The organism is Halobacterium sp. BOL4-2 (assembly GCF_016917835.2).
Classification (GTDB): domain Archaea; phylum Halobacteriota; class Halobacteria; order Halobacteriales; family Halobacteriaceae; genus Halobacterium; species Halobacterium salinarum.
In genome coordinates this window covers 557164-580470 of the sequence record NZ_CP070332.2, presented here as the reverse complement: position 1 = coordinate 580470, position 23307 = coordinate 557164, and the positions used below count along the sequence as shown (strand labels likewise).

General features: G+C 68.6%; 24 protein-coding genes and 1 tRNA gene. 14 read left to right on the top strand and 11 right to left on the bottom strand.

The annotated features are described in order from the left end of the window. Nucleotides 1–30: 30 nt before the first annotated feature. Both JRZ79_RS16260 and JRZ79_RS16255 read right to left on the bottom strand, forming a co-directional pair. On the bottom strand, nt 31–1248 hold the full coding sequence (locus JRZ79_RS16260; protein WP_205252547.1) for a PLP-dependent aspartate aminotransferase family protein: 1218 nt from the start codon (nt 1246–1248) through the stop codon (nt 31–33). 134 nt (nt 1249–1382) lie between these two features. After that, entirely contained in the window at nt 1383–1856 is a 474-nt protein-coding gene (locus JRZ79_RS16255; protein ID WP_010902555.1) for a plastocyanin/azurin family copper-binding protein, read from the bottom strand. Nucleotides 1857–2260: 404 nt separating this feature from the next. Between JRZ79_RS16255 and JRZ79_RS16250 the strand changes: the two genes are divergently transcribed. Together JRZ79_RS16250 and htr6 are read left to right on the top strand one after the other, a co-directional pair. Further along, nucleotides 2261–3400 carry a BMP family protein gene (locus JRZ79_RS16250; protein WP_205252546.1) on the top strand — a complete coding sequence of 380 codons (1140 nt, stop codon included), beginning with the start codon at nt 2261–2263 and terminating at the stop codon, nt 3398–3400. Next, on the top strand, nt 3397–5766 hold the full coding sequence (gene htr6 / locus JRZ79_RS16245; RefSeq protein ID WP_205252545.1) for a chemotaxis signal transducer protein Htr6: 2370 nt from the start codon (nt 3397–3399) through the stop codon (nt 5764–5766). The genes JRZ79_RS16250 and htr6 overlap by 4 nt, the downstream gene beginning before the upstream one ends. A gap of 290 nt (nt 5767–6056) precedes the next feature. On the opposite strand, the gene JRZ79_RS16240 is transcribed toward htr6, so the two are convergent. Further along, nucleotides 6057–6128: transfer RNA gene (locus JRZ79_RS16240), tRNA-Ala, on the bottom strand. Between the two features lie 224 nt (nt 6129–6352). Between JRZ79_RS16240 and JRZ79_RS16235 the strand changes: the two genes are divergently transcribed. The 4 genes from JRZ79_RS16235 to JRZ79_RS16220 are packed head-to-tail and all read left to right on the top strand — an operon-like array spanning nt 6353 to nt 8787. Next, nucleotides 6353–6820, top strand: coding sequence for a 30S ribosomal protein S15 (locus JRZ79_RS16235; protein WP_010902552.1), 468 nt, complete (start codon nt 6353–6355; stop codon nt 6818–6820). A gap of 4 nt (nt 6821–6824) precedes the next feature. Beyond that, nucleotides 6825–7928 (top strand): hypothetical protein, encoded by a 1104-nt coding sequence (locus JRZ79_RS16230; RefSeq protein ID WP_205252544.1) that lies wholly within the window; start codon nt 6825–6827, stop codon nt 7926–7928. Further along, the gene (locus JRZ79_RS16225; RefSeq protein ID WP_012289224.1) at nt 7925–8170 is read left to right on the top strand and encodes a KEOPS complex subunit Pcc1; all 246 of its coding nucleotides are present in this window, start codon (nt 7925–7927) and stop codon (nt 8168–8170) included. The genes JRZ79_RS16230 and JRZ79_RS16225 overlap by 4 nt, the downstream gene beginning before the upstream one ends. After that, entirely contained in the window at nt 8167–8787 is a 621-nt protein-coding gene (locus tag JRZ79_RS16220; RefSeq protein ID WP_136361135.1) for a 30S ribosomal protein S3ae, read from the top strand. The genes JRZ79_RS16225 and JRZ79_RS16220 overlap by 4 nt, the downstream gene beginning before the upstream one ends. Nucleotides 8788–8847: 60 nt before the next feature. Here JRZ79_RS16220 and JRZ79_RS16215 read toward each other — a convergent pair whose 3' ends face one another. Next, complete coding sequence (locus tag JRZ79_RS16215; protein WP_010902548.1) at nt 8848–9297, bottom strand: plastocyanin/azurin family copper-binding protein; 450 nt, start codon at nt 9295–9297, stop codon at nt 8848–8850. A gap of 96 nt (nt 9298–9393) precedes the next feature. On the opposite strand from JRZ79_RS16215, the gene JRZ79_RS16210 reads away from it, so the two are divergent. Genes JRZ79_RS16210 through JRZ79_RS16200 form a run of 3 tightly spaced genes read left to right on the top strand, consistent with a single transcriptional unit; the run spans nt 9394 to nt 13002 of the window. Continuing rightward, on the top strand, nt 9394–10071 hold the full coding sequence (locus tag JRZ79_RS16210) for a protein sorting system archaetidylserine synthase (protein ID WP_010902547.1): 678 nt from the start codon (nt 9394–9396) through the stop codon (nt 10069–10071). Between the two features lie 52 nt (nt 10072–10123). Continuing rightward, nucleotides 10124–11425: a HEAT repeat domain-containing protein gene (locus JRZ79_RS16205; protein ID WP_205252543.1), complete on the top strand. Its 1302-nt coding sequence runs from the start codon at nt 10124–10126 to the stop codon at nt 11423–11425. A gap of 32 nt (nt 11426–11457) precedes the next feature. Beyond that, nucleotides 11458–13002, top strand: coding sequence for a phospholipase D-like domain-containing protein (locus JRZ79_RS16200; protein WP_231546347.1), 1545 nt, complete (start codon nt 11458–11460; stop codon nt 13000–13002). Here the strand turns inward: JRZ79_RS16200 and JRZ79_RS16195 are convergent. Beyond that, nucleotides 12999–14891: a DHH family phosphoesterase gene (locus JRZ79_RS16195; protein WP_012289222.1), complete on the bottom strand. Its 1893-nt coding sequence runs from the start codon at nt 14889–14891 to the stop codon at nt 12999–13001. The genes JRZ79_RS16200 and JRZ79_RS16195 overlap by 4 nt on opposite strands. 107 nt (nt 14892–14998) lie before the next feature. Here JRZ79_RS16195 and JRZ79_RS16190 point away from each other — a divergent pair, with 107 nt between their 5' ends. Both JRZ79_RS16190 and JRZ79_RS16185 read left to right on the top strand, forming a co-directional pair. After that, on the top strand, nt 14999–15484 hold the full coding sequence (locus JRZ79_RS16190) for a Mov34/MPN/PAD-1 family protein (RefSeq protein WP_010902543.1): 486 nt from the start codon (nt 14999–15001) through the stop codon (nt 15482–15484). Further along, a complete protein-coding gene (locus JRZ79_RS16185; protein ID WP_010902542.1) occupies nt 15481–15921 on the top strand; it encodes an adenylyltransferase/cytidyltransferase family protein in 441 nt (146 codons plus the stop codon). The genes JRZ79_RS16190 and JRZ79_RS16185 overlap by 4 nt, the downstream gene beginning before the upstream one ends. Before the next feature lie 19 nt (nt 15922–15940). Here the strand turns inward: JRZ79_RS16185 and JRZ79_RS16180 are convergent, their stop codons facing one another. Next, nucleotides 15941–17080 carry an acyl-CoA dehydrogenase family protein gene (locus JRZ79_RS16180; RefSeq protein WP_205252542.1) on the bottom strand — a complete coding sequence of 380 codons (1140 nt, stop codon included), beginning with the start codon at nt 17078–17080 and terminating at the stop codon, nt 15941–15943. Nucleotides 17081–17239: 159 nt separating this feature from the next. On the opposite strand from JRZ79_RS16180, the gene JRZ79_RS16175 reads away from it, so the two are divergent. Continuing rightward, nucleotides 17240–18088 (top strand): RIO1 family regulatory kinase/ATPase, encoded by an 849-nt coding sequence (locus JRZ79_RS16175; RefSeq protein ID WP_205252541.1) that lies wholly within the window; start codon nt 17240–17242, stop codon nt 18086–18088. A 75-nt stretch (nt 18089–18163) separates the two neighbouring features. After that, entirely contained in the window at nt 18164–19675 is a 1512-nt protein-coding gene (locus JRZ79_RS16170; protein ID WP_205252540.1) for an aldehyde dehydrogenase family protein, read from the top strand. Nucleotides 19676–19927: 252 nt separating this feature from the next. On the opposite strand, the gene JRZ79_RS16165 is transcribed toward JRZ79_RS16170, so the two are convergent. From JRZ79_RS16165 to JRZ79_RS16150, 4 genes are all read right to left on the bottom strand, one after another. Further along, on the bottom strand, nt 19928–20338 hold the full coding sequence (locus JRZ79_RS16165) for an SRPBCC family protein (RefSeq protein WP_010902538.1): 411 nt from the start codon (nt 20336–20338) through the stop codon (nt 19928–19930). 45 nt (nt 20339–20383) lie between these two features. Next, nucleotides 20384–20608 (bottom strand): hypothetical protein, encoded by a 225-nt coding sequence (locus JRZ79_RS16160; RefSeq protein ID WP_010902537.1) that lies wholly within the window; start codon nt 20606–20608, stop codon nt 20384–20386. Nucleotides 20609–20648: 40 nt separating this feature from the next. Further along, complete coding sequence (locus tag JRZ79_RS16155; protein WP_010902536.1) at nt 20649–20828, bottom strand: hypothetical protein; 180 nt, start codon at nt 20826–20828, stop codon at nt 20649–20651. Nucleotides 20829–20894: 66 nt separating this feature from the next. Next, complete coding sequence (locus tag JRZ79_RS16150; RefSeq protein WP_010902535.1) at nt 20895–21923, bottom strand: phosphate uptake regulator PhoU; 1029 nt, start codon at nt 21921–21923, stop codon at nt 20895–20897. A gap of 108 nt (nt 21924–22031) precedes the next feature. Between JRZ79_RS16150 and JRZ79_RS16145 the strand changes: the two genes are divergently transcribed. Beyond that, a complete protein-coding gene (locus JRZ79_RS16145; protein ID WP_012289220.1) occupies nt 22032–22202 on the top strand; it encodes a DUF5786 family protein in 171 nt (56 codons plus the stop codon). Between the two features lie 9 nt (nt 22203–22211). On the opposite strand, the gene JRZ79_RS16140 is transcribed toward JRZ79_RS16145, so the two are convergent. Then, nucleotides 22212–23288: an ATP-NAD kinase family protein gene (locus tag JRZ79_RS16140; protein ID WP_010902533.1), complete on the bottom strand. Its 1077-nt coding sequence runs from the start codon at nt 23286–23288 to the stop codon at nt 22212–22214. Between the last annotated feature and the right edge of the window lie 19 nt (nt 23289–23307).

The following is a 23307-nucleotide window of genomic DNA, read 5'->3' as shown; positions in this document are numbered from 1 at the left end:
GATTCTGGTCGCCGGGGTGGCACGGCGGCGTTAGGCTGTCGGGGTGGTCGATCGGACCGCCTCGAAGCCGCGGTCGAGATCCGCGATGAGGTCCTCGATGGCTTCGATGCCGACGGACACGCGGATCAGCGAATCCGTGATGCCCATGGCTTCGCGGTCGGGCTTCGGGATGGGTTCGTGGGTCATGCCGGCGGGGAGTTCCACCAGTGATTCGACGCCGCCGACGCTGACCGCGAGGTTGAACTCGTCGAGCGCGTCGAGGAAGCGCTTGGCGTCGGCGAGGTCGCCGTCGAGTTCGAACGAGAGGATGCCACCGTAGCCGGACTGCTGGGCGTCCGCGAGGTCGTGTTGCGGGTGGGAGTCGAGGCCGGGGTAGTGAACCGCGGTCACGCGGTCGTGGTCGGCGAGGTATTCGGCGATGGCGAGGGCGTTGGCCTCGTGGTCGCGCATCCGCGGGGCGAGGGTTTTGATGCCGCGCAACACGAGGTAGGCGTCGAACGGCGCGAGCATGTTCCCGAGGCCGACCTGCTGGAGGAACTCGATGCTGTCGGCGAGCGCGTCGTTGTTGGTGACGAGTGCGCCGCCGACGGCGTCGCTGTGGCCGTTGAGGTATTTCGTCGTGGAGTGGGCAACGACGTCCGCGCCGAGCGCCAGGGGCTGTTGGAAGTAGGGGCTGAGGAAGGTGTTGTCGACACCGAACAGGACGCCGGCGTCGTCGGTGATGTCGGCGATGGCGGCGATGTCACAGAGCTTGATGCGTGGGTTTGTGGGGGTCTCCATCCAGACGAAGGCGGTTTCGGGACGGATCGCGTCGGCGACGGCGTCCGGGTCGGTGGCGTCCACGAACGAGACGGCGACACCGAGGTTCCCCTCGAAGAGGGTTTCGAGCATGCGCCGTGTGCCGGCGTAGAGGTCGTCGAAGGCGACGACGTGATCGCCGGGTTCGACGGCGGCGAAGGCGGCGGTGGCGATGGCGGCGGTGCCGGAGCCAAACGCGAAGCCGTGGTCGCCGCCTTCGAGGGCTGCGAGGCGCCGTTCGAGGGCGTGTCTGGTCGGATTGTTGAGGCGCGAGTACAGGAACTGCCCGTCGTCGGGGTCGACGCCCTCCAGGCTGAGGTCGGTGTCCAACTCCTGGACGGCGTACGTCGAGGCGAGGTGGATGGGCGAGACGACATCGCCGTGGCGCGTCTCGCGCGGTGATTCGCCGTGGCTGACGGCGAGGGTTTCGAACGCAGGTGTGTCGTCCATACGGGGTGGTTCGGACTACACAGCAAAAACGTTTCGAACAGTTGATAATTATCCGGCGGCGATGTATTACCCCCAAGAATATCAGGTGGGAAGCAACCCGCACCGCGGTGCGTCACCCGGCCGAGCGGGCTGGCTTACTCCTCGACGACGACGGTTCCGATCATGCCAGATGCGACGTGTGGCATGCAGACGTAGGTGTACTCGCCGGCCGTCTCGAACGTGTGTTCGAGGGTCTCACCGGCGTCGACAACCGCGAACTGGTTCCCGTCTTTGTCCATGGTTCCGAACCCGGATGCGCCATCGGGGATCGAGATCTTGTCGTGCATGTCCGGCCACGCGCTCACGTTGTGACTGGACTCCTCGAACTCCCACGTGACCGTGTCCCCGACGGAGACGGTGAGCTCCGACGGTTCGAACTTGAACCCGCCATCGGGTGCGACCGCGATCGTGTTCCCACCGCTCTGGCTGGCCTCCTCGCCGCCGCCGGCCTCGTTTCCGGTGGCCTCCTCGCCGCTCTCGGAGTCGCTCTCATCGTCGCCGGTGTCGCCGCCACCGGAACAGCCAGCGAGAAGGGTCGCAGTCACCGCTGCGCCGGTAGACTTCAGCATTGTTCGACGGTCAAGTCGGGTGTCACGAGACATCACTACCGACTCAGGACTGGGCACGTTTAAGAAGCGCCACTTCTGCGTGATCCTGGGAGTGGGGCACAGATACAAACCCCGTTTATCCGTGCCGCCCGGCGACCGGCGGCCCGCCGCGGGACGGACGCCGATCACGCAACTGCCCGACCGGACAGCCGGACGACAGAAACCCCACAGAACGTCCCTCGAACCGGCACCTTCATATACCAACTGTGCGTCTCGGTCGCTTCTCGCCCAGTTTTCTACCACACTAAATCGTGGTTTTTCGACAGTTCCAGCTGGTTTCCGGCCCCATCACGACGTTATCACTCGCGAGAAGCTGGCCCCGACGTTTTTACCAGCGGCTTTTGCTTACTCTGATAGAGGACACCGTGCCCACGCCACGCCCCACGAGACGACAACTGCTTGCGGGTGCCAGCACAGCGACCGTCGCCGCGGTCACCGGCTGCCTGGGACGGCGCGGCGGTGGTGAGTCGACCGGTGGCGGTGGCGCACCCACCGAGCAAGCGCGGGCCACCGACGACGCCCCAGCCACCGTCGGAATGGTGTACGCGCTGGGCGGCCTGGACGACCGGTCGTTCAACGACGCGGCGAACCGGGGTGCTCAGCGCGCCCGGCTCGACCACGGGATCGCGTACACGAACCACGAACCCGACAGCATCGCCGAACTCGGGGAGACGCAGGCGACGCTCGCCGCGTCGTCGAACCCGGCGTACGATCTGGTCTGCTGTGTCGGGTTCCGGCAAGCCGACGGGCTCGAGAGCGCCGCCGCGGCTGCCCCCGACCAGCAGTTCATGATCGTCGACACCGCCGTCGACGCGTCGAACGTCGCGAGCTACGTCTTCGAAGAGCAGATCGGCTCGTTCCAGGCGGGCCGCCTCGCGGCCCTCCTGACGACACGGGACATCGACGCCGGCGGCGGTGCCACGAACCCGGACGCACGCACGGTGGGGTTCGTCGGCGGGGTCGACGAGCCGCTCACGCACGGGTTCCACGCCGGATTCCAGGCGGGAGTGACACACACCGCCACCGACATCGACGTGCTCGCGGCGTACATCGGCGACTTCGAGGACGTCGAGGCGGCGCGGACCGCCGCCGCAGCCATGTACGACGCCGGCGCTGACATCGTCTACCACGCCGCCGGCGGTGCCGGCGTGGGCGTGTTGCAGGCCGCCCAGGCCAACGGCCGGTACGCCATCGGCGTCGACTCCGACCAGTCGCGCAGCAATCCACGGTACGCCGACGTCGTCCTCGCGAGCATGGTCAAACGCATCGACACAGCGGTCTACGACGCCATCGAAGCGACCATCGACGGCGACCTGCCGGCGGGCGACGTGGTGTCGCTCGGCCTGGCGACCAACGGGGTCAGCGTCCAATACGGCACCCAGTTGGGGCCGGCGATCCCCGACGCCGTCACGGACGCACTCGAGGAGACACGCGAGGCGCTCGTCGCGGGAGACATCACGGTGCCGACCGAGCGCCCGCAGTCCGCCGGCGGTGGTGGCGTATGAGCGACGGCATCACTGGCGCACTCCGGAACGCCGCCAGTGTCGTCGCGCCTGACGCCATCAGACGCCGGTTCGGCGCGAAGTTCGCCGTCGCGTTCATCGTCGTGTTGGTGGTCATCGCGGGGGCCGGCGTGTTCGCGTTCCAGTCGACGGAGACGACCGTCGAGCACCAGACCACCCGTCAGCTGGCCGAATCCAATCAGCTGGAGGCCGACGCCATCGGGGCCTGGATGGAGCAACAACGGACGCACGCGCGGTCGGTGTCACAGGACGAGGCGCTGCGCGACGACCGCCGCGCGGCCCCCTACATCCTGCTCAAAGACCAGTTGCTGCCCGCGGACGTGGTGAGCATGCATCTCGTTAACGAGACGCGGGGAACGGTGGTCGCGAGCACGGAGCTGGCCATCGAGGGCCGGTCGCTCGCAGAACTCGACGCGCCCTGGACGACCGCAGCCGTCCCCGAGGGCCCGGGCAACGACAGTGCGGTGTGGGCGACCGAGCAGTCGTACCGCTCCCCCGTGCTCAACGACGAGCCGGTGATGGCGTTCGCCAGCTCGGTGCCGAAACGCGAGGGCGCACACCTCGTGGTGGTGACCCGCATTCAGCCCCAGGTCGACCGGCTCTCGGACGCGAACTCGACGCGCCGCACCACGATCCTGAACACCGGCGACGAGCCCGTACTGGATTCCAACAGTCGATTCGATGCCGGCGCGCTGACCGACAGCATCGCGGCAGTTCGGAACGACACCACGGCGGCCACAACGACGGTGTCGAACGGCCGCGTGTACGCGCTTTCGGCGACGCCACACACCGACTGGGTGACCGTGACGAGCGTCGACACCGGGGAGGCGTTCGCGGTCAGAGACACCGTCGGCCAGACGGTGACCGTGCTGGTGGTGCTTGCAGTCATCTCGCTGGCGATCGTCGGGGTTGCGCTCGGCCGCCACACGGTCACGCCGCTGAAGCGGCTCCGGAACCGCGCCCAGGACATCGAATCCGGGACCTTCGACGTCGACCTCTCGACGCGGCGCATCGACGAAGTCGGACGCCTCTACGGGAGCTTCGACGACATGCGTGTGTCACTCCAGGACCGCATCCAGGAGGCCGAAGCCGCCGTCGAGGAAGCCAACGCAGCGAAAGCCGAAGCCGAGGAGCTGCGCACCGACGCCGAGGACGCCCAGGCGGAGGCCGAGCGCGCGAAGGCAACGGCGGAAGCCGCCAGCGAACGCCTCCAGGAGCGGGCGGCCGACTACAGCGAGGTCATGCGGGCGGTCGCGGACGGCGACCTCACCGAGCGCCTCGACGAGGACGCCGACGAGGAGGCGATGCGGGCGGTCGCCACCGAGTTCAACGCGATGCTCGACGGCCTGGAGGCCACCATCGCCCAGGTCGCGGGGTTCGCCGACGAGGTCGCCGACGAAACCCTGCAGGTCGCCACCGGCGCCGAGGAGATCGAGACGACCAGCCAGACCGTCAGCGAACGCATCCAGGAGATCGCCGACGGCGCCATCCAGCAACACGACGACCTCGAACGCGCGGCCGGCGAGATGGACGAGCTGTCCGCCAGCATCCAGGAGGTCGCGGCGTCCTCCGCGACAGTCGCCGAGACGGCTGCCGACGCCGTCGAGCGCGGCGAAGCCGGCCGCGACGCCGCGGAGTCAGCCATCGACGACATGGCCGAGATCGAGTCACTGTCCGCCGACGCCGTCGATCAGATCCTCGCGCTCCAGGAGCGCATGTCGGACATCGGTGACATCATCGAGTTCATCACGGACATCGCCGAGCAGACGAACATGCTGGCGTTGAACGCCAACATCGAGGCCGCCCGCGCCGACAAGGGCGGCGACGGCTTCGCCGTGGTTGCCAACGAGGTCAAGGATCTCGCCGAGGAGACCAAGCAAGCCGCCGCCGATATCGAATCCGAGATCCAGGCTGTGCAGGCCGAGACCGACGAGACGGTGGCGGACATCCGCGCCACCAGCGAGCACATCGACGACGGCGTGTCGACGGTCGAGCAGGCCGCAGCCGCCATCGAGGACACCGTCGGCGCGATCGAGGACGCCAACCACGGCATCCAGGAGATCTCGGACGCCACCGAGGACCAGGCCGACGCCACCCAAAGCGTGGTGCGGCGCGTCGACGACGTGGCCGACATCAGCCAGCACGTCACCGAGGACGCCGAGCAGGTGTCGGCCGCCGCCGAAGAGCAGTCCGCGTCGGTTGCGGAGATCGCGCGCAGTGCCGACGATCTCCGCGATCGCGCCGACGCACTGGCCACGACGGTCAACCAGTTCGAGACCCGCGCTGACGCCGACGAGCCCGATGCTGACGCCACGGTGGACGCGTCCGCCGACGACACCGGCGACTGAACCGCCGGGTCGCGGCACGCGGTGGCACGCGTGAGAGGAACACAACGGGCCGTTCGCCGGGTTGTGATCTGGACTTGGTGAGGGAAGCAACAGTGGGGGGCGCGAGCCGGAGACGGTGATAGCGCGCTGTCCCACCCGCCACCGAAAGGACGGCAAGCAGCTCAGATGGCGCGAACCCACACGGTCCTGTTGTACTCGCTTCCGTGTGGGCGTTGCCCCAAACGCGACGAACGCGTCTCACGGAACGTACCGTGCAGTGTTGGGAACTGAGGACAGCGAAGGAACGGGAGTGGACTCGTCGGGATTTGAACCCGAGGCCTTCCCCGTGCCAGGGGGATGATCTACCACTGATCTACGAGCCCGCGAACGCATCCATTCGTTGCCGGGGGTCGTTGATAAACCCCGCGATTCGAGCGCCTCGGCGGGATGGAAACGTTTTACCAGGCGGACCGTCTCCGACGGTGTAGGGAACGCACGGCCGTAGATCCGACACGCCCGCCGGTTGGTGGGCTTGGGACTGCGGTAGTGTCGCGGCACCAGCTGGTGCCGGCAGCGTCTCGTGTTGTTCCAATCCAGATCGTAAACAATGGCACGAATGCACACACGCCGTCGCGGGTCCAGCGGTTCGGATCGCCCGACGGCAGACGAACCGCCGGAGTGGAGTGACGTAGATGAGGACGCCATCGAGGAGCGCGTCGTGGAGCTCGCCGAGCAGGGCCACGACCCCTCCCAGATCGGCTTGAAGCTGCGCGACGAGGGCGTGCAGGGCACGCCGGTGCCGGACGTGAAGCTGGCGACCGGCAAGAAGGTCACCGAGATCCTCGAAGCTCACGACGCCGAGCCGGAGCTGCCCGAGGACTTCCGGAACCTCCTGGAGAAGGCGGTCCGGCTCCACGAGCACGTGGAAGCCAACGGCCAGGACCACCAGAACAAGCGCGCGCTGCAGAACACGCAGTCGAAGATCCGCCGCCTCGCTGACTACTACCGCGGGGACAAACTCGACGAGGAGTTCGCGTACTCCTACGAGACGGCGCGCGAGATCATCGAGGAGTAACGGCATGGCGACGACGGGACGCAGCAGCAACGACAGCGACGGCGTGCGGGACGTCGCTGGCGTGGTGTCCGGTGCGGAGTTCGTCCGCGTGACAGCGGCGCCGACCGGCGGGTGCGTTGTGGCCGCGGGACTGCTTGCCGGCGTCTGTGACGAGGTGGGCGTACCCTCTCAGGTGCGCGTGGTATCCGAGCCACCGTCGCACAGCGGCGCTGCTGACGGTGCGCAGGCAGCCACGCCGACTGCGTCCCACGTGACCGTGGGCTGTGAGGCGGTGGCTGCCGACGCCTCCGTGACCGGCGTTGCGGACGCGTTCGCGCTCGCTCGCGAGGTCGGGACCCACCCGGATCCCGTCGTCACCGCTGCGGGCGCGGTCGCGGACGGCGTCGAGCCGCCCGCCGACGTGCGGGCGGCAGCCGAGGCGTGGACGCGCCGCCCGGGCGTCGGCGTTCCGACGGCCGACCTGGCCGCCGGGCTGGCGCATTCGACGCTCGTACACGCGTCGTTTTCCGGCGACGAGCAGGCAGCCGGGGCGTTCCTCGCCGAGCTCGGGCTCCCACCGGAGCCCGACGCGGCGGCGCGCCGACGGCTCGCGTCGGCGGTGGCCTTGGACGCCACCGCTGATGCGCCGCCGTGCGCCGCTGACGCGGTCCACGACGCGCTGCGTCCGCGCGCCACCCCGGACGGGATGATGGCGACCGTCGAGGGGTACGCCGACGTGTTGAACGCGGTAGCGTGGGCAGCGCCCGGACACGGGGTCGCCCTGGGGCTCGGCGTTGCCGACCGCACCGCAGTGCTGGCGGCGTGGCAGGCACACGCAGCGCCGTCGCATGCGGCCGTCCGTGCGGCGTCGCTGGCGCGCCACCGCGGCGTCGTGGTTGCGGACGTCCCCACGGCCAGCCCGACCGTTGCACGGCTGCTCCGCGACTATCGGGCCACGGAGCCGGCAGTGCTTGCGGTGGGCACGGAGACCGCTGCGCTCGCGACGACCGATGCCGACGCGCACGCCGTACTGCCGGGCAGTGTCGGGACCCGTCGGCGCGCCGTCACCACGCTCGGGGACAGCAGCGACGCGGACGCAGTGATCGAGACCGTGCGGGGTGGACTGTGACGCGCACGGCGACGATCCGCACCGCCGTCGACACCCCGGCGTTGGTCGCTGCCTGCGTGCGCCCCGACAACACCGCGGAGATGACCACCACGGTCGACGACACCGGCGACACCGTCGTGACGCGCATCGAGCGCGCGGACACCGCAGGCATGCAGTCCACCGTCGACGACTACGTCGTGAACCTCACCGTTGCGGCGACGGTTGCACAGACAGCAAACCAACACACCACACATCAATCATGAGCGAACGTTCAGTTTCCAAGCAGGACCAGGAGAAGCGGTGGTACACCGTGCTCGCGCCCGAGGAGTTCGACCGCGCGGAGCTCGGTGAGACCCTGGCAGAGGAGCCAGATCAAGTATACGACCGAACCATTCAGGCCGCACTGTCGGACATCCGGGACGGCGGTGACAACAACATCAAGCTGACCTTCCAGATCGACGACGTGGGCAGCGACAGCGCGTCCACGCAGTTCGTGCAGGCCGAGCTGACGCGGGACTACCAGCGCAGCCTCGTGCGCCGCGGGTCGTCGAAGGTCGCAGTGACGGTCACGGTGTTGACGACCGACGACTACCGCGTGCGCATCCAGCCGGTGGCGTACACCACCAAGCAGGCCGACCAGAGCCAGCAGCACGCGATCCGGCGGACGATGATCGACCTCGTGGAGGAGGCCGGCGAGGAGCGCACCTTCGAGGCGCTTTTGAACTCCATCATCGAGGGACGGCTGTCGTCGGCGATCTACGACGAGGCGAACACGATCTACCCGCTTCGCCGCGTGGAAGTCGAGAAGGCGACCCTGGAAGCCCACCCCGAGGAGGTCCACGAGGAAGAGGAGACGGCAGTGGACTTCAGCGGCGAGTAACTCGCGGTCGCCGATCACACACACCTGGTTTTTTCGCGCGTCGACGCGTCGCCCAAGCGTTCAGTCGTCGACGACGAGTTTCCCGCGCATGCCGGCACCCTCGTGGGGGATGCAGAAGTAGTAGTACTCACCGGGGACAGTGAGCGTGACCTCGTAGGTGGCGCCGGGTGAGATGTTGCCGCCGCCCTCGACGTTGTCCTGCCAGGCGCGCCTGGCGTCCGGCTCAGTGTCGAAGCCGCCGGACGCGAAGTACGACGCCCCCTCGGGCAGTCCGCTCCCATAGGCGGTGACGGTGTGGTTCCGGGAGCCCGTGTTCGCCCACGTGACCGTGTCACCGGCGGTCAGCTGGTGGGTGGCCATGTCTTCGCCCTCGACGGGCTCCTGCGGGACGAACCCGTTCGACACCATGCCGATGTCGTAGTCGGACTTCGAGACCGATGGGCCGATGCAGCCAGCCAACACGCCCACTGAAAGGGTGGTTCCGCCGGCGAGAAACGCCCGACGATGCATGTCACATGGTTGGGCTGTGGCGTATTTATTTGCCGCGGTCGCGGGTGGGTCGCGGATGTAAACACGTAAGGACGGGCCACGTGTTTGGCGAGTCGTATGCAACCGCGCTTCGTCGGTCGGTTAGGGGTGGCCGACGCCGTGACCACGGCGAACGCGGCGCTGGGGTTTCTCGCGGTCGTCACGGCACCCAGCAACCCCCGGCTCGCCGCCCGGATCGTGCTGGTGGCGGCGATCGCCGACGGCCTCGATGGGGTGGTGGCGCGCCGCCTCGGCTCGACGCCGGCGGGCAAACACCTCGATTCGCTTGCCGACGTGGCGTCGTTCGGCGTTGCGCCGGCGTGCATCGTGGTCGCCGCCACGGGGAACACCTGGCAGGCGGGGGCACCGGTGGGGATCGGGGCGCTCGTCGTCGGGGCGGGGTTCGTCGCCAGCGCGGTCGTCAGGCTGGGCCTGTACACGGCCTACGACACCGGCCACGAGCACACGGAGGGCGTGCAGACAACGCTTGCCGCCACGCTGTTGGCGGCGGGCGTGCTCGCGGGCGTCGAGCAGCCGACGGTCATCGTTGGGGCTGCGGGGGTGCTGGCTGTGTTGATGGTGTCGACGATCGAGTACCCAGATCTGTTGGTTCGGGACGCGCTCGCGATGGGCGTCGTGCAGGCGGGCGCGGTGGTTGCGCCGGCGGCGCTGGCGGGCGCGTTCCCGAAGGCGTTGTTCGGGTGGGCGGGCGCGTACCTGGTGTTCGCACCGCGGTTCTACTGGCGAGCGGCGTAGCCAGCGCCCCCGAAGGGAAACGCTCATAGGCGCGCTGGCGGAACGCACGTGTATGAGCGACGGGGACGAGGAACCCGCGGAGACGACCGAGGAGGCCGGTGAGGCGGCGGACACGACTGCCGTTGATCCGGACACGCTTGAGTCCCGGCTGGACGACGCCGAGGCGGCGCTTGAGGCGGCCAGCACCGAGTCCGACCTCGACGACATCGAGGCCAGCCTTGACGCTGTCGCGGCCGACATCGAGGCCGCCGAGCTCCCCGAACCGGACGACGACGGCGAGGAGAGCCGCGAAGCGGCGCTCACCGATCACCTCGCCGAGGTTCGCGACGGTGTCGACGACCAGCGCGGCCCGTACGCCAGCGACGCCGCCGAGACCGTCGACGCCGCGCAGTCCACGATCGCGGAGACGCGGTGGACCGACCAGGGCGAAGACGACCTCGCGGCCGTCGTCGCCCAGTTCCGTGAGGCGGCCGGCGACGCCCTGGGGGAGACGTTCGACGAGACCGGTGATCTCGGTGCCGACCTTGCGGCGGTCAGTGAGCGGATCTCGGCGGCGGGGTTGGACGCCGACGCGGACGCGGACACCATCGAATCCCTGGTCGCGGCCACCGACAGCCTGGACGAGGGCGTCGCGGACGCCCAGGAGTGGGACGACCTCTCAGTCCGCCAGAAGCTCCGCGCGGAGGGGTACTATGAGGTGATGGGTGACAAGCACAAGGACTTCCCGCCGGAGTGGACCGCCCTCAAGCAGTGGGAGCAACGCGGGAACGTCGAGATGATCCTGCTGTGCATGGAGCATTTGGACGACTCGGAGTTCATGCAGCGCCACTGTCTGGACGCGCTGTTGCACGTCGCGAAGCCGGCGGCACTCGACGCGGTCGGGCAACTGGCTGCCCGCCGGGACCCGAAAGCCATCGAGGTCGTGGGGAAGATCGGCGTCGAAGACGGCCTCGAACACATCGAGGAGTACGTGGCTGAGGACGGCAGCCCGAACCTCCGGACGACCGCGCTGAAGGCGGTCGGAGAGATCGGCAGTCGTGAGTCCACACAGGTCGTCGCCGACCAGCTCGTCGCCGAGCGGGCCGACGTTCGCAGCCAGGCCGCCCGCGCGCTCGGACTGATCGGTGACACGCGCGCGATCGCGCCCCTCGTGGACATCCTGGAGAGCGACGACTCCGAGACGGTGCGGGCGTCGGCGGCCTGGGCGCTCGTCCAGATCGGCACCGAGGCCGCGCTGGAGGCGGCCGCCGAGTACGCCGACGACCGGGCGTACGTCGTCGAGCAGGAAGCCACGAAGGCCGTGACCGCGCTTGACCATCGTGACGCTGCCGACGCTTCGACGGGGAGCGCGTAAGTTCAAGTAGGGGAGCGCGGCCAGCAGGGCGTGTGTTCGCTCGATTGGCCGTGGCCGCGCTGCTCGCATCGACGACCATTGTGGGAGTGGCACCGAACCCGGCCAGCGACGGCGACGCCGGCGAGTTCGTGGTCGTCTCCTTCGGGACGCCCACGAACACGACCGGGTGGACGATCACCGACAGCCACCACCGCGCCGCGTTCCCGAACCGGACGCTCTCCGGAACCGTGGCGGTCTCAACCGCGCCGGCCACGACGAGGTCCCGGACTCCCCATCCGGTCGTCGAGGTGACCGGGGCGTTGTCGCTGTCGAACGCCGGCGACCGGGTCACGATCCGCACGCGACACAACCGGACCGTCGACGCGCTGTCGTACGGGCGTGCGCCCACGGCGGAGCGCTGGGACGGCGACACGTGGACGCCGCTGGGGGCGACGGATTTCCCGCCGGTCACCGCGACGAACGTCTCGCTGTCGGCGTTCGTGCTCCCCGACGACCCCGGGCAGCCGGTGGCCGCGATCGCCGACGCCGACCGGCGGCTCTACCTGGCCGGCTACACGATCACGTCGACGCGCGTCACGGACGCGCTGGTGGCCGCCGCGAACGCCGGCGTGGACGTGCGGGTGCTCGTCGGCGGCAGCGTCGCCGGTGGCGTGCCCCGCGCCGAGATCACCCAGGCAGACCGGCTCAGTGCAGCGGGCGTAGACGTGCGCGTGCTTGGGGGTGAGCGCGCCCGCTATCGGTTCCACCACGCCAAGTACGTGGTCGCCGACGACCGCGCGGTCGTGCTCTCGGAGAACTGGAAGCCGTCCGGGAGCGGCGGCCACGCCAACCGCGGGTGGGGCGTGTCGGTGGCCGACGCTCGGCTGGCCGCCCACCTCGCGGCCGTGTTCCGCGCCGACACCGGGTGGCCGGACGCACAGCCGTGGGCGGCGGCTCGGGACACCCTCACCGCCCGGAACCGGTCCGTGGCCTCCGGCGAGTTCGCCACCCGGTTCCCGCCGGTCACGACCCAGGCTGACCGCGCGGTGGTGCATGTTGCACCGGACAACGCCCGCCAGGGCGTGCACGCGCTGCTCGACAACGCCACCGAGTCGGTGGTCGTCGAGCAGCCGCGCCTGGATCCACACGGCGAGTTCACGACCGCGCTCGTTGACGCGGCCAAGCGTGGGGTCCGGGTGCGCGTGCTGCTGTCGGGGCGGTGGTACAACGAAGCTCAGAACCGCAACACGACCCGGCGGCTGAACGCTGTTGCTGACGCCCACGAGCTGGATCTGGCGGCGGCGATCGTCGAGCCGCGGTCGCGCTTCGAGAAGGTGCACGTGAAGGGCGCGGTCGTCGACGGCGAGCGCGCGGTCGTCGGCAGCCTGAACTGGAACACCCAGGCCGCCACGGAGAACCGGGAGGTGGTCGTGGTGATCGACGATCCCGCCGTCGCAACGTACTACGGGCGGGCGTTTCGTGCCGACTGGCGGGGCGGCGCGTGGCGGCTCCCGGTCGGCGTCGCGGTGGCGTGTTGTGTCGCCGTCACTGCCGGCCTGCTCGCGGCGGCCGCCCGCGTCGAATTCGAGGCGGGTTAGCGCTGTGGGGCGCTCCGGAGGTCGGCGTCGAGTTCGGCGTCGGCCATCTTCTCGATGAGCGCGTCCAGCACCGCATCACGCATCCCGGGGACGAACCGGATCGAGCCGACGACCAGGTGGCCGCCGCCGGAGACGCCGGCCCCGGGGAGTTCGGCGTTGAGTTCTTCGACCATCGTGGGGATGTCCAGGCGCACCCCGTCCGACCGGAGCACCGCGAAGTCCGGGCCGTAGCCGATGGTGATCACCGGCTCCCCGGTTTCCTCGACCTTGCGGTCGTGGATCTCGCCGGTTGTTTTCCCCGGCGCGGGGTACGTAAAGCGGTGGGCGTGGTTCTCCACGTCGATCCGGTAGAGGTTCGCGCCGCTGGCGACGCGCTCGTGTTCGACGTGGCTCCGCGTTGCGTCCAGTTGCTCGGCGACGGCTTCGCTGGCGAGCCGGTCGAGGAACGGCACGAGTTCGCGGTGGCGCTGCGCGTCGCCGTCCACGTTCAGGATGTCCGCGATGACCTGGGTGCCGTGGTCGTACCGGAGCATGTACGCCTCGTAATCGAGGGCCTCGCTCATCTGCTGGAGGAACGACTCGTCGTAGCCGGCGTCCCGGGCGAGGTCCAAGTAGTCGGTCATGGCGTCGGCCTTCGAGCGGTCCGAGAGGCCGGCAACCGCGGGCACGTGTTCGAGGTCGCTCGTGATCCCGGGGTAGATCATGCGTGCGAGTTCCACACACAGCATCCCGGTGGTGATGCGGTAGTCCTCGCCGTGCAGGTAGGGGTTGACGTGCTCGTCGACCAGCGGGTCGACGGCCCCCGGATCGGGGTGGTGGTGGTCGACGACGACGATCGGGATGTCGTAGTTGTCCAGGGTCTTGTAGGCGGGCGTGTCCTCTTCGGTGCTGCCGTTGTCAAGCATCAACAACAGCGGGAGCTTCTGGCCGTGGCGGGCGCGATCCTCCAGCGCGAAGTTGAGGTCGCGGGTGGCGTCCTCCATCTCGTAGTAGGGGGCCTTGCTGGGGAGGCGCTTGAGGAGGTGGCGGGCGGCGTCCTCGTCCTGGTGGGTGTCCTCGATGAACTGCCGGAGGGCGTACTGCACCGGGAGGCTGGCGCACATGCCGTCGCCGTCTGCGTGGTGGCGCATCCGGATGGGACGCCCCTCCAAGACCGCGCGGCGGAGTGTCCGCGCGACCGACCGGAGGTCCGGCAGGAGCTGTTCGAGCGCCGGCCAGTCGACGAGCGCGTCGACATCGACGGGGTCTGCTTGTTCGGCCAGCGCCGCGTCGAGGCGGCGCGCGACGTCGGCGCTGTCGCCGCCCGACAGCACCTCGAAGGCGTCCACTTCGAGTTGGGTGGTTCCCTCGCGGTCGTCGGCGTCGCCGCTGACGTGGACGATGTCGCCGACCTCGACGCCGGGGTGGGCGCGCACGCCGGCGTCCTCGAAGGCGGTGCAGGGGATGGCGCTGGTTTCGTCGCGCACCCGGAACACCGTGGGGCCGGCGGTCTGCTTGATCTGGACGACCTCGCCCTCGATGTGGACGGTGTCTCCGATCCGGGACCCGACGGCGTCGGCGGTGGTGCGCTCGTAGGCGTGGCTGCGCTGTTCGGTCCGGTACTCCTCGGGGTCGACGAACTCGAAGCTCAGGTCGCCGTTGTCGCGGACGGCCGACAGGTGCACGATCACGTCGTCGTCGACCGCCAGGTCGGGATCGCCGGAGTACGTCGATTCGTGGATCAGTCCGGAGACGTGCTCGGAGAGGTCGACGAACGCGCCGTACTCCACGACACCGTTGACGGTGGCGTGGTAGTATTCGCCGGCTTCGACCTCCTGGGTGGTGCAGGAGGCGTCGAGACGGACGACGGTTGGCGCAGCGGCCTCATCGCCCACAGTGGCGTCAGTCATCTTGTCTAGGGATTGGCGGCGGCAGTTTTAACTCCTGCGAGGTTCGGCCTCGGCTGTGCCGGCAGCGAGTCGGAACCCTCAACTTCAGCGGGCGCGGACACCACGGTATGTTGTTCGGTGGCCGGCCGTCCGTACTCGGCATCGCCGAGGACGCCCTGGAGTTCGCCCGGGAGGCGGCCCAGGACTCTCACCCCGACGAGTACCTCGGGCTGTTGCGGGCGACGCCCGCGTCGGCGTTCGATCTGGACGCCGACGACGGATACGTCGTGACCGACGTGCTCGTGATCCCGGGCACCGAAACCAACCCCGTGAGCGCCACGTTCGGGTCGACACAGGTGCCCAACGACATGCGCAACGTCGGCAGCATCCACTCCCACCCCAACGGCGTGCTCGCGCCGTCGGACGCCGACCGGTCGATGTTCGGGAAGGGGCAACTCCACATCATCCTCGGCCACCCCTACGGGCCGGACTGCTGGCGGGCGTTCGACAGCGAGGGCGAACCCCGCACGACGACGGTGCTCGACGTCGACTTGCCGGACCCCGAGTCGTTTTTCGATTTCACACAGGCCGACATCGACGAGGAGTTAGAATGACACGCGTCGTCGCGCAGGGGACGTTCGACCTGATTCACCCCGGCCACGTTCATTACCTGGAGGACGCGGCCGCGATGGGCGACGAACTGCACGTCATCCTCGCGCGCCGCGAGAACGTCACGCACAAGGACCCGCCGGTGTTGCCGAACCGCCAGCGCCGCGACGTGGTGGCCGCGCTCGACCCCGTCGACCACGCCCGGATCGGCCACCCCGAGGACATCTTCGCGCCGATCGAGGCCATCGACCCGGACGTGATCGCGCTGGGGTTCGACCAGCACCACGACGCGGCCGCCATCGAAGCCGAACTCGCCGACCGTGGCCTCGACTGCGCGGTCGAACGCGCGTCCCCCCGCGAGGCGCGCTACGACGACGAGGTGCTGTCCTCGGGGGACATCGCCGACCGGGTGCTCGCCCAGCGCGGCGACTCGGATCCGTGAACGGCCGGGCGGCGGGCGCTCACAGCCCGAGCTCGCGGCCGATGACGAGGTGCTGGATCTCGCTGGTGCCCTCGCCGATCTCCATCAGCTTGGCGTCCCGGAAGAACCGCTGGGGGGCGAAGTCCGTGGTGTAGCCGTAGCCGCCCAGCGTCTGGACGGCGTCCTCGGCGACCTCGCGGGCGGCCTCGCTGGCGTCGAGCTTGGCGAGCGCGGACTCACGGGTGACCGACTCGCCGGCGTCGTATTTGCTGGCGGCGCGGCGTGTCAGGAGCCGGGCCCGCTCGATCTTGCGGTGCATGTCGACCAGCGTGTTGCGGACGGCGTCGAACCGGGAGATCGGCTGGCCGAACTGCTCGCGGTCGGTGGCGTACTCGCTGGCAGCGGTGTACGCGCCCTGTGCGAGCCCGGTCGAGAGGGCGGCGATCGAGATGCGGCCGCCGTCGAGTGTTTTCTTGGTCTGCGTCCAGCCGTCGCCTTCCTCGCCGAGCAGGCGGTCGGCGGGGATGCGGCAGTTGTCGAAGGAGATCTCACAGGTGGGTGAGGCGTTCAGCCCCATCTTGTCCCATTCGGCCGTGACCTCGAAGCCGTCGTCGGCGGGGTCGACGATGAACGTGGAGATGCCGTCGTAGCCGGCGTCCGGGTCGGTGACCGCTTTGACGACGACGCTGCCGGCGACGGAGGCGTTCGTGATGAACTGCTTGGTGCCGTTGAGCACGTAGTCGTCGCCGTCGCGCGTGGCCGTGGTGGACATGTCGCTGGCGTCGCTGCCGCTGGTTGGTTCCGTGAGCGCCCACGCCCCCAGGTAGTCGCCTTCGGCCAGCGGGCGCAGCCACTCGCGTTTCTGTTCGGCGGTGCCGAACAGTTCGATGGGTTTCGCGCCCAGGGAGACGTGGGCGGCGTACGAGAGCCCGATCGAGCCCGAGACGCGGCCGAGCTCCTCGGTGACCGTGGCGTACATGAGCTGGTCGCCCCCGAGGCCGCCGTACTCGTCGCTGATCGGCACCCCGAGCATGTCGAGGTCCGCGAGCGCGTCGAAGACCTCCGTGGCGAAGCGATGCTCGGCTTCGATGTCGCCGGCGATCGGCTCGATCTCCGCCGCGCAGAACTCGCGGACGGTCTCCTGGATGAGCGCGTGCTCGTCGGGCAGCTCGTGGTTCATGCGTCAACGTTTGGCACAACCATGATAAACGCACCGAAAACATGTACTTGTTACAACGGCTGTGTGGGCGGTCCCAGTCGACCGGCCGGACACCCCCGGCGCCGTACCGACGAACCGCGATGGCGTTGGACATTTGACTCGGGCCGCCGAACCCCCAGTGTGCGCATCCGCCAGCTCGTTCGCGGCACCGTCCCATGGGAGTCACTGGAAGCTGTCGCCCACGAGCTCGGCGCACGCTACGACCAAGACACCGTGCGGGTCGTGTTCCTCGACGCCGACAACTGGTTGTCGACGCCGTGTGTCGTCAACGACCGCTGGTTCGTGAAAGTCATCTCCGAGCAGAACGCGCTCGTGCACGCGGTGTTCACCGGTGCGCGGAACCTGGGGATGTTCTCCAGCGGCACCGAGGGGTTCTTCGAGCGCTTCGACGGCCCGGTTGCGATGGCCGAACACGAACGCGACGCCACCCGCGATCTCCGGGCGCTCGGCGTGAACGCCCCGCGGCCGATCGAGGCCTTCGAGGTCGACGGCTTCGGCGTGCTCGTGTTGGATTACCTGCCGGCGTTCACGCCCCTGGACGAAGTGCCCGCGGCGGACGTGGCCGCCCACGCGCCGGCGGTCTTCGAGGCGCTGTCCACGATGCACGCCAACGGGGTCGCACACGGCGACCTGCGCGCCGAGAACGTGCTCGTGTCCGACGGCGAGCTCTACTTCATCGACGCCACCAACGTCGACACGGACGCCATCGCCGACGCCCGCGCGTACGACCTCGCGTGCGCGCTCGCCGCCCTGGAGCCGCTCATCGACGCCCAGACCGTGGTGCGGATCGCCCGCGAGTCGTACACCGTCGACGAGGCCGCGGCGGACGTCTCCACCACGATGGACGCGCTCTTGCGCGCCCAGGACTTCCTGGGGTTCGTCCAGCTTCGCCCCGACCACGACTTCGACACCGCGGCGCTGACCGGCCACATCGGGATGGCCGCAACGAACGCCCAGCGCGGCCTGTGACACCATGTGACAGTGTACGCGCTATCGTCCATAGAAGACCCATCTTTTTCACGCAGTACAACGCAGACTCTCCCGATGACGTACCAACATTACATCAACGGCGAATGGGTCGACGGCGACGGCACCGAGACCTTCGACAGCAGGAACCCCGCGAACGGCGAGACGCTGGGCACGTTCCAGCGTGGCACGACGACCGACGTCGAGGCGGCGATCGCGGCCGCCGACGACGCCGAGGACGAGTGGCAGTCGCTGTCCCGCATCGACCGCGCGGAGTACCTCTGGGACATCTACCACGAGCTCAAAGACCGCCACCAGGAGCTCGGTGAGGTCGTCACCAAGGAGTGTGGCAAGGAGATCAGCGAGGGGAAAGCCGACGTAACCGAAGCCTGGCAGATGGTCGAGTGGGCGGCCGGCGACGCCCGCCACCCGAAAGGCGACGTGGTCCCCTCCGAGATCCCCGAGAAGGACGCCTACATGCGACGCCAGCCGCGCGGCGTCGTCGGCTGCATCACGCCGTGGAACTTCCCGGTCGCCATCCCGTTCTGGCACATGGCCGTCGCGCTGGTCGAGGGCAACACCGTCGTCTGGAAGCCCGCCGAGCAGACGCCGTGGTGTGGCCAGATCATCGCCGAGATGTTCGCGGACGCCGGCATCCCCGACGGCGTGTTCAACATGGTGCAGGGCTTCGGCGACGCCGGCGCCCGCATCGTCGACCACGACGACATCGACACCGTGCTGTTCACCGGCTCCGCCGAGGTCGGCGAGGAGGTCGCACAGACGGTCGCCGACGACCCCGGCAAGCTCGCAGCCTGCGAGATGGGCGGCAAGAACGGCATCGTCGTCACCGAGAAGGCGGACCTCGACATCGCCGTTCACGCCGCGGTCATGAGCTCGTTCAAGACGACCGGCCAGCGCTGTGTGTCCAGCGAGCGCCTCATCGTCCACGAGGACCTCTACGACGAGTTCAAACAGCGGTTCGTCGAGATCGCGGAGTCGGTTGCAGTCGACGACCCCCTCGACGAGGAGACGTTCATGGGGCCGGCCATCGAGCCCGCCCACGTCGAGAAGATCCAGACGTACAACGACATCGCCCGCGAGGAAGCCGAGAACGTGCTCGTCGACCGCACCGAGCTCGGCGACGACGAGATCCCCGACGGCCACGAGGACGGCAACTGGGTGGGGCCGTTCGTCTACGAGGTGGACTACGATCCGGACCTGCGCTCGATCACCGAGGAGGTCTTCGGCCCGCACGTCGCGCTCATCGAGTACTCCGGTGACATCGAGCGCGCCGTCGAGATCCACAACGACACGCCCTACGGGCTCGCTGGCGCGGTCATCAGCGAGGACTACCGCCAGATCAACTACTACCGCGACAACGCCGAAGTCGGGCTGGCGTACGGCAACCTGCCGTGCATCGGCGCGGAAGTCCAGTTGCCGTTCGGCGGCATGAAGAAATCCGGGAACGGCTACCCCAGCGCGCGCGAGGTCATCGAAGCGGTCACTGAGCGCACCGCGTGGACGCTGAACAACTCCAAGGACATCGAGATGGCGCAGGGGCTCTCAGCGGACATCAACACCGACGAGTAAGCCGTCGTCGCGTCGGAACACACGTTTTTTACGAAGAGGCGGATGGTGGCGAGTGGCCACGAGTCCCGGAATCGTGGCCACGCGCCGATAGCAGCGGTGGTGGGGTGGGTGCGGACGCGGAGCGATGTTGTGATGCCGTCACGACGAGAAAAGCGTCGTTTCCGGCAGTACACAGTACTGGCTCCGACTACTTAAACTCACGTGTCGGTGGGTGCGTGTGCCGGGTCTCGGCCTGCCCGCCCGCCACACCGGCTATGCGTCGGCAAGCTTGCGCTGCAAGCGGTCCAGTTCGTCGTCGAGGTTGCGCTTGAAGAACTGCTCGACGCCGGGCACGGAGCCATCGACGACGAACCGGTTCGTGAGCGTCGATCCGGCGTCGGCCGGCTCGATCTCGTGTTCGCCGGTCACGTCGAACATGCCCGACTTGCCGATGAACTTCACGAACGTCGGCGGTCGTACGTCCACGTCGCGTGTCTCCACGTCGATGGTGCGCCGGACGACGGGGATCGGCAACTCGACGTGCCACGTCGTCGTGTCGCCGGTGGTCGTGTAGCTATCGACGACGCTGATGGCGTCGGCGCGCTTCTCCGGGTCGGAGATAAACGCCCAGACGTCCTCAGGGGGCACCGCCAATTCGAACGTGCGCTCGACCCGAACGGTCATACGCGGATTTTCGGTGCCGTCAGGAAAAAGCCGCCGATTACCGGACTACGCGGGCTCGACCCGCCACGTCGTCGATTTCGACCGGCTCCACTTCTCGATGTCGACTTCCTCCGATTTCTCCGCCAGCTCCGGGAGCCGAACACCGACCTGCTTCGAGGAGAGCCCGAGATGGTCCGCGATGTTCTTCGACCGGAAATACCGTTCACCCCGGTCGACGCTCTCCCGAAGGTAGTCGAGGATGCGGCGTTCCTCGTCGGTGTAGTCGCTCATCACTTGCTGTTGTGGCTTCGTCGGCTTAATGGTTTTCCGGCTACCCCCAGAGCTGGATCGCGCCGACGGACAACGCCGCAAGCACCATCGCCGCGCCGAACCCGATTGCTGTCTGAAACTGCCCGGACGATACGAAGGCGTACGCGGCGGCTGCAGCCGTCAGCAAGCCGAACACGATGCCCACGCCAACACCCTTGTCGGTTTCGTCGGCGGACTGCATAGTCACACGCCAGGGTTGCCGGTGGCGGCCCTTAACTGATTCTACTCGGCGGCCGGGGGGCGTCGGTCACGTGAGTGTGGTGTGTGCGGACTGCTCGTTCAACGCGAGGTTCGCGGCGATCTCGGCGTTGCGCATCGAGTACTGTGCGGACTGCTGGAGGCTCACCAGCACCTCCCGGGCTTCGAGCAGGTCGGCGTTGTTCATCTCCGGGAGGTCAGCCAGGATGTCGGCCTCGCGGTCCTCGATCGCGCTGAACTGCTCGCGCACCGCCACTGTGGCGTCGTAGTCGCGGTTGACCGCCGCCGAAACGGCGCTGGCGGCGACGTCGTCGACGGCGTCGGTGAACTCGCGGATGCGGCGCATCGTCGCCTGATCGACGTCCAAGGTGTGGCCGTCCGTCGCCATGACGATCTCCGCGATGTCTTCGGCGTTGTCCGCAACGAGTTCGAGGTTCTTCGCGACGCTCCGGTAGCCGACGAGCGGGAACCCCTCGTCGAGTCCGACCGTGCGCGCCAGCCCGGGGTCGTGGTAGGCGGTGAAGATGAGCCGCAACAACAGCACGAAGATCTTGTTGGCCTGTCGCTCCCGGTTGAGCGCGCGCTGTGCGAGATCCGGGTTGCCGTGGGCGAGCGCCTTCACGGCCTCCCCGCGCATCGTCGACCCGGTGTTTTCGAGGCGCTCCAGGAGGTTGTTGAGGTCGAAGTCAGCCGGATCGACCGAACACCGGATGGTGATCCTGGCGGGGGTTTCTTCGACCACCCCCAACCCCATGAGCTGGGTTTCGGCGCTGTAGACCGCGTTGATGTGCGCCGAGTCGAGGGCGGCTTCGCTCTCGACGTGGATGATGCGCCGCCCGAGCACGTACTGACCGACGATGGCGCGCTCGACGGCGTCGGCGTCGAAGTCCGTGGCGTGGATCGTGGCTTCCGTCTCCCCCTGGCGGGCCGACGCCGGGGTGACAGTCAGCGAGCCACGTCCCCCCTCGCGGACGGTCACCTCGTCGCCTTTCACGACGTCCTGGCTGCGCGCCCATTCGGCGGGCAGCGTCATCGCGAGCGTCGACGGGCCGAGTTGCTGAACTTTCCGTGTCCCCATGCCGTACGCAAGTTCGTGCGCGCCCTTAGTTTCGACCCACGGCCGGCTGCATCCCCACAGACACTGTGATCCGGCGTGCTTTTCCGTGACCCAGTCGTATAGATGCACATGGGTTTTGGTAGCTACGATGAGTCCGAGCAGAAGGATCAGAGCGTAGATACGGACGAAGACAAGGGCGTCAGCGTCCACGAGAACGACCACGATGGGGAGGTGTCGTTCGACTCCGAGGCCGACAGCGAGGAACTCATCGACCAGCTCAAATCGATCAAAGACGAGTAACCGCCGTCCTCACACCACGTTCACGAGGCGCTTCTCGAAGCGGCCGGTTCTGACCCGCTGCCAGCCTCGCAGCGACGCGTCGGTGTCCTCGCTGCCGGTATCGACGCGCAACACGCCGGTCTGATCGAGCTTCTGCGGTGAAGCGACGACGCGGACCTCGCTGCGGTCGATGATCGCCGGGGAGATCTGATCGTTGCCGCGCCCGAACACGAACCCCTGGCCGCCGATCGGGGAGACGTACACGACGTTGTCGGTGCCAAGCGCCGCGGTGATCTCGCTGGCGCTGCCGTCGCGCACAACGAGCGCGCCGTCACGGTACACGTCCACACCGAGCGGCGATCCGGAGACGCCGAGCGCGTCGGCGATCTCGGCGAGCGTGCCGCCGGGCCCCAGGACGTACGTCACCCCGTCGCGGACGCTGTCGGCGACGCCAGCGGCCAGCGCGCCGGTGGTGCCGGCGTAGGCTTGCTTGGCGGGCTGGAGGGCGTCGGCCCCCTCCGTGACAGGGGTTGCAACGACCCCACGGAGCGTCGTCTGCACCTCGCCGTCGCGGTACGCGCCCTCGTCGATGTCGCTGACCTCCCTGGTGGTGGTGTCTTCGAAGGTCGCCGCAACCCGGCCAGCAGCGGCCGGTTGGACCGCGAACACGGCGGAGTACACCTTCACGCCGGCCGGCACGCCGAGGACGGGCACCGACGCGTCGTGGGCTGTGACGGCGGTCGCGACGTCGGTTGCCGTCCCGTCGCCGCCCACGAACAGGATCACGTCCACACCGTGGTCGATGAACGCCTCGACGGCCGCCCGCGTGTCGGCCGCCGTCGACGCCGGCGTGGTCGGGTGACCCACCACGGTGGGCGTGAACCCGGCGGCCGCGGCGACGCCCCCGCCCATCGGCTCGTCGTAGGTCACAACCGACACGTCGCCGGCGGCGTCACGCAGCGCGTCAAGCGCCGTGCGCGCTCGCTGGGGGGCTCGTTGGTCCGCGCCGCGCTTGCGGGCCTCCGCGACGTTCCCATCGGTGCCTTTGAGGCCGACTCGGCCGCCCATCCCGGCGATCGGGTTCACGACGACGCCGACAGTGCGCATGCGTGACACTGCGACAGCG

Excerpts from the sequence above, each read along its gene's own strand:
- JRZ79_RS16140 (WP_010902533.1), bottom strand. The coding sequence starts at position 23,288 with ATGCGCACTGTCGGCGTCGTCGTGAACCCGATCGCCGGGATGGGCGGC.
- JRZ79_RS16155 (WP_010902536.1), bottom strand. The coding sequence starts at position 20,828 with ATGCAGTCCGCCGACGAAACCGACAAGGGTGTTGGCGTGGGCATCGTG.
- JRZ79_RS16160 (WP_010902537.1), bottom strand. The coding sequence starts at position 20,608 with ATGAGCGACTACACCGACGAGGAACGCCGCATCCTCGACTACCTTCGG.
- JRZ79_RS16165 (WP_010902538.1), bottom strand. The coding sequence starts at position 20,338 with ATGACCGTTCGGGTCGAGCGCACGTTCGAATTGGCGGTGCCCCCTGAG.
- JRZ79_RS16235 (WP_010902552.1), top strand. The coding sequence starts at position 6,353 with ATGGCACGAATGCACACACGCCGTCGCGGGTCCAGCGGTTCGGATCGC.
- JRZ79_RS16205 (WP_205252543.1), top strand. The coding sequence starts at position 10,124 with ATGAGCGACGGGGACGAGGAACCCGCGGAGACGACCGAGGAGGCCGGT.
- htr6 (WP_205252545.1), top strand. The coding sequence starts at position 3,397 with ATGAGCGACGGCATCACTGGCGCACTCCGGAACGCCGCCAGTGTCGTC.
- JRZ79_RS16190 (WP_010902543.1), top strand. The coding sequence starts at position 14,999 with ATGTTGTTCGGTGGCCGGCCGTCCGTACTCGGCATCGCCGAGGACGCC.
- JRZ79_RS16255 (WP_010902555.1), bottom strand. The coding sequence starts at position 1,856 with ATGCTGAAGTCTACCGGCGCAGCGGTGACTGCGACCCTTCTCGCTGGC.
- JRZ79_RS16180 (WP_205252542.1), bottom strand. The coding sequence starts at position 17,080 with ATGAACCACGAGCTGCCCGACGAGCACGCGCTCATCCAGGAGACCGTC.
- JRZ79_RS16150 (WP_010902535.1), bottom strand. The coding sequence starts at position 21,923 with ATGGGGACACGGAAAGTTCAGCAACTCGGCCCGTCGACGCTCGCGATG.
- JRZ79_RS16210 (WP_010902547.1), top strand. The coding sequence starts at position 9,394 with ATGCAACCGCGCTTCGTCGGTCGGTTAGGGGTGGCCGACGCCGTGACC.
- JRZ79_RS16230 (WP_205252544.1), top strand. The coding sequence starts at position 6,825 with ATGGCGACGACGGGACGCAGCAGCAACGACAGCGACGGCGTGCGGGAC.
- JRZ79_RS16260 (WP_205252547.1), bottom strand. The coding sequence starts at position 1,248 with ATGGACGACACACCTGCGTTCGAAACCCTCGCCGTCAGCCACGGCGAA.
- JRZ79_RS16220 (WP_136361135.1), top strand. The coding sequence starts at position 8,167 with ATGAGCGAACGTTCAGTTTCCAAGCAGGACCAGGAGAAGCGGTGGTAC.
- JRZ79_RS16215 (WP_010902548.1), bottom strand. The coding sequence starts at position 9,297 with ATGCATCGTCGGGCGTTTCTCGCCGGCGGAACCACCCTTTCAGTGGGC.
- JRZ79_RS16145 (WP_012289220.1), top strand. The coding sequence starts at position 22,032 with ATGGGTTTTGGTAGCTACGATGAGTCCGAGCAGAAGGATCAGAGCGTA.
- JRZ79_RS16195 (WP_012289222.1), bottom strand. The coding sequence starts at position 14,891 with ATGACTGACGCCACTGTGGGCGATGAGGCCGCTGCGCCAACCGTCGTC.
- JRZ79_RS16185 (WP_010902542.1), top strand. The coding sequence starts at position 15,481 with ATGACACGCGTCGTCGCGCAGGGGACGTTCGACCTGATTCACCCCGGC.
- JRZ79_RS16170 (WP_205252540.1), top strand. The coding sequence starts at position 18,164 with ATGACGTACCAACATTACATCAACGGCGAATGGGTCGACGGCGACGGC.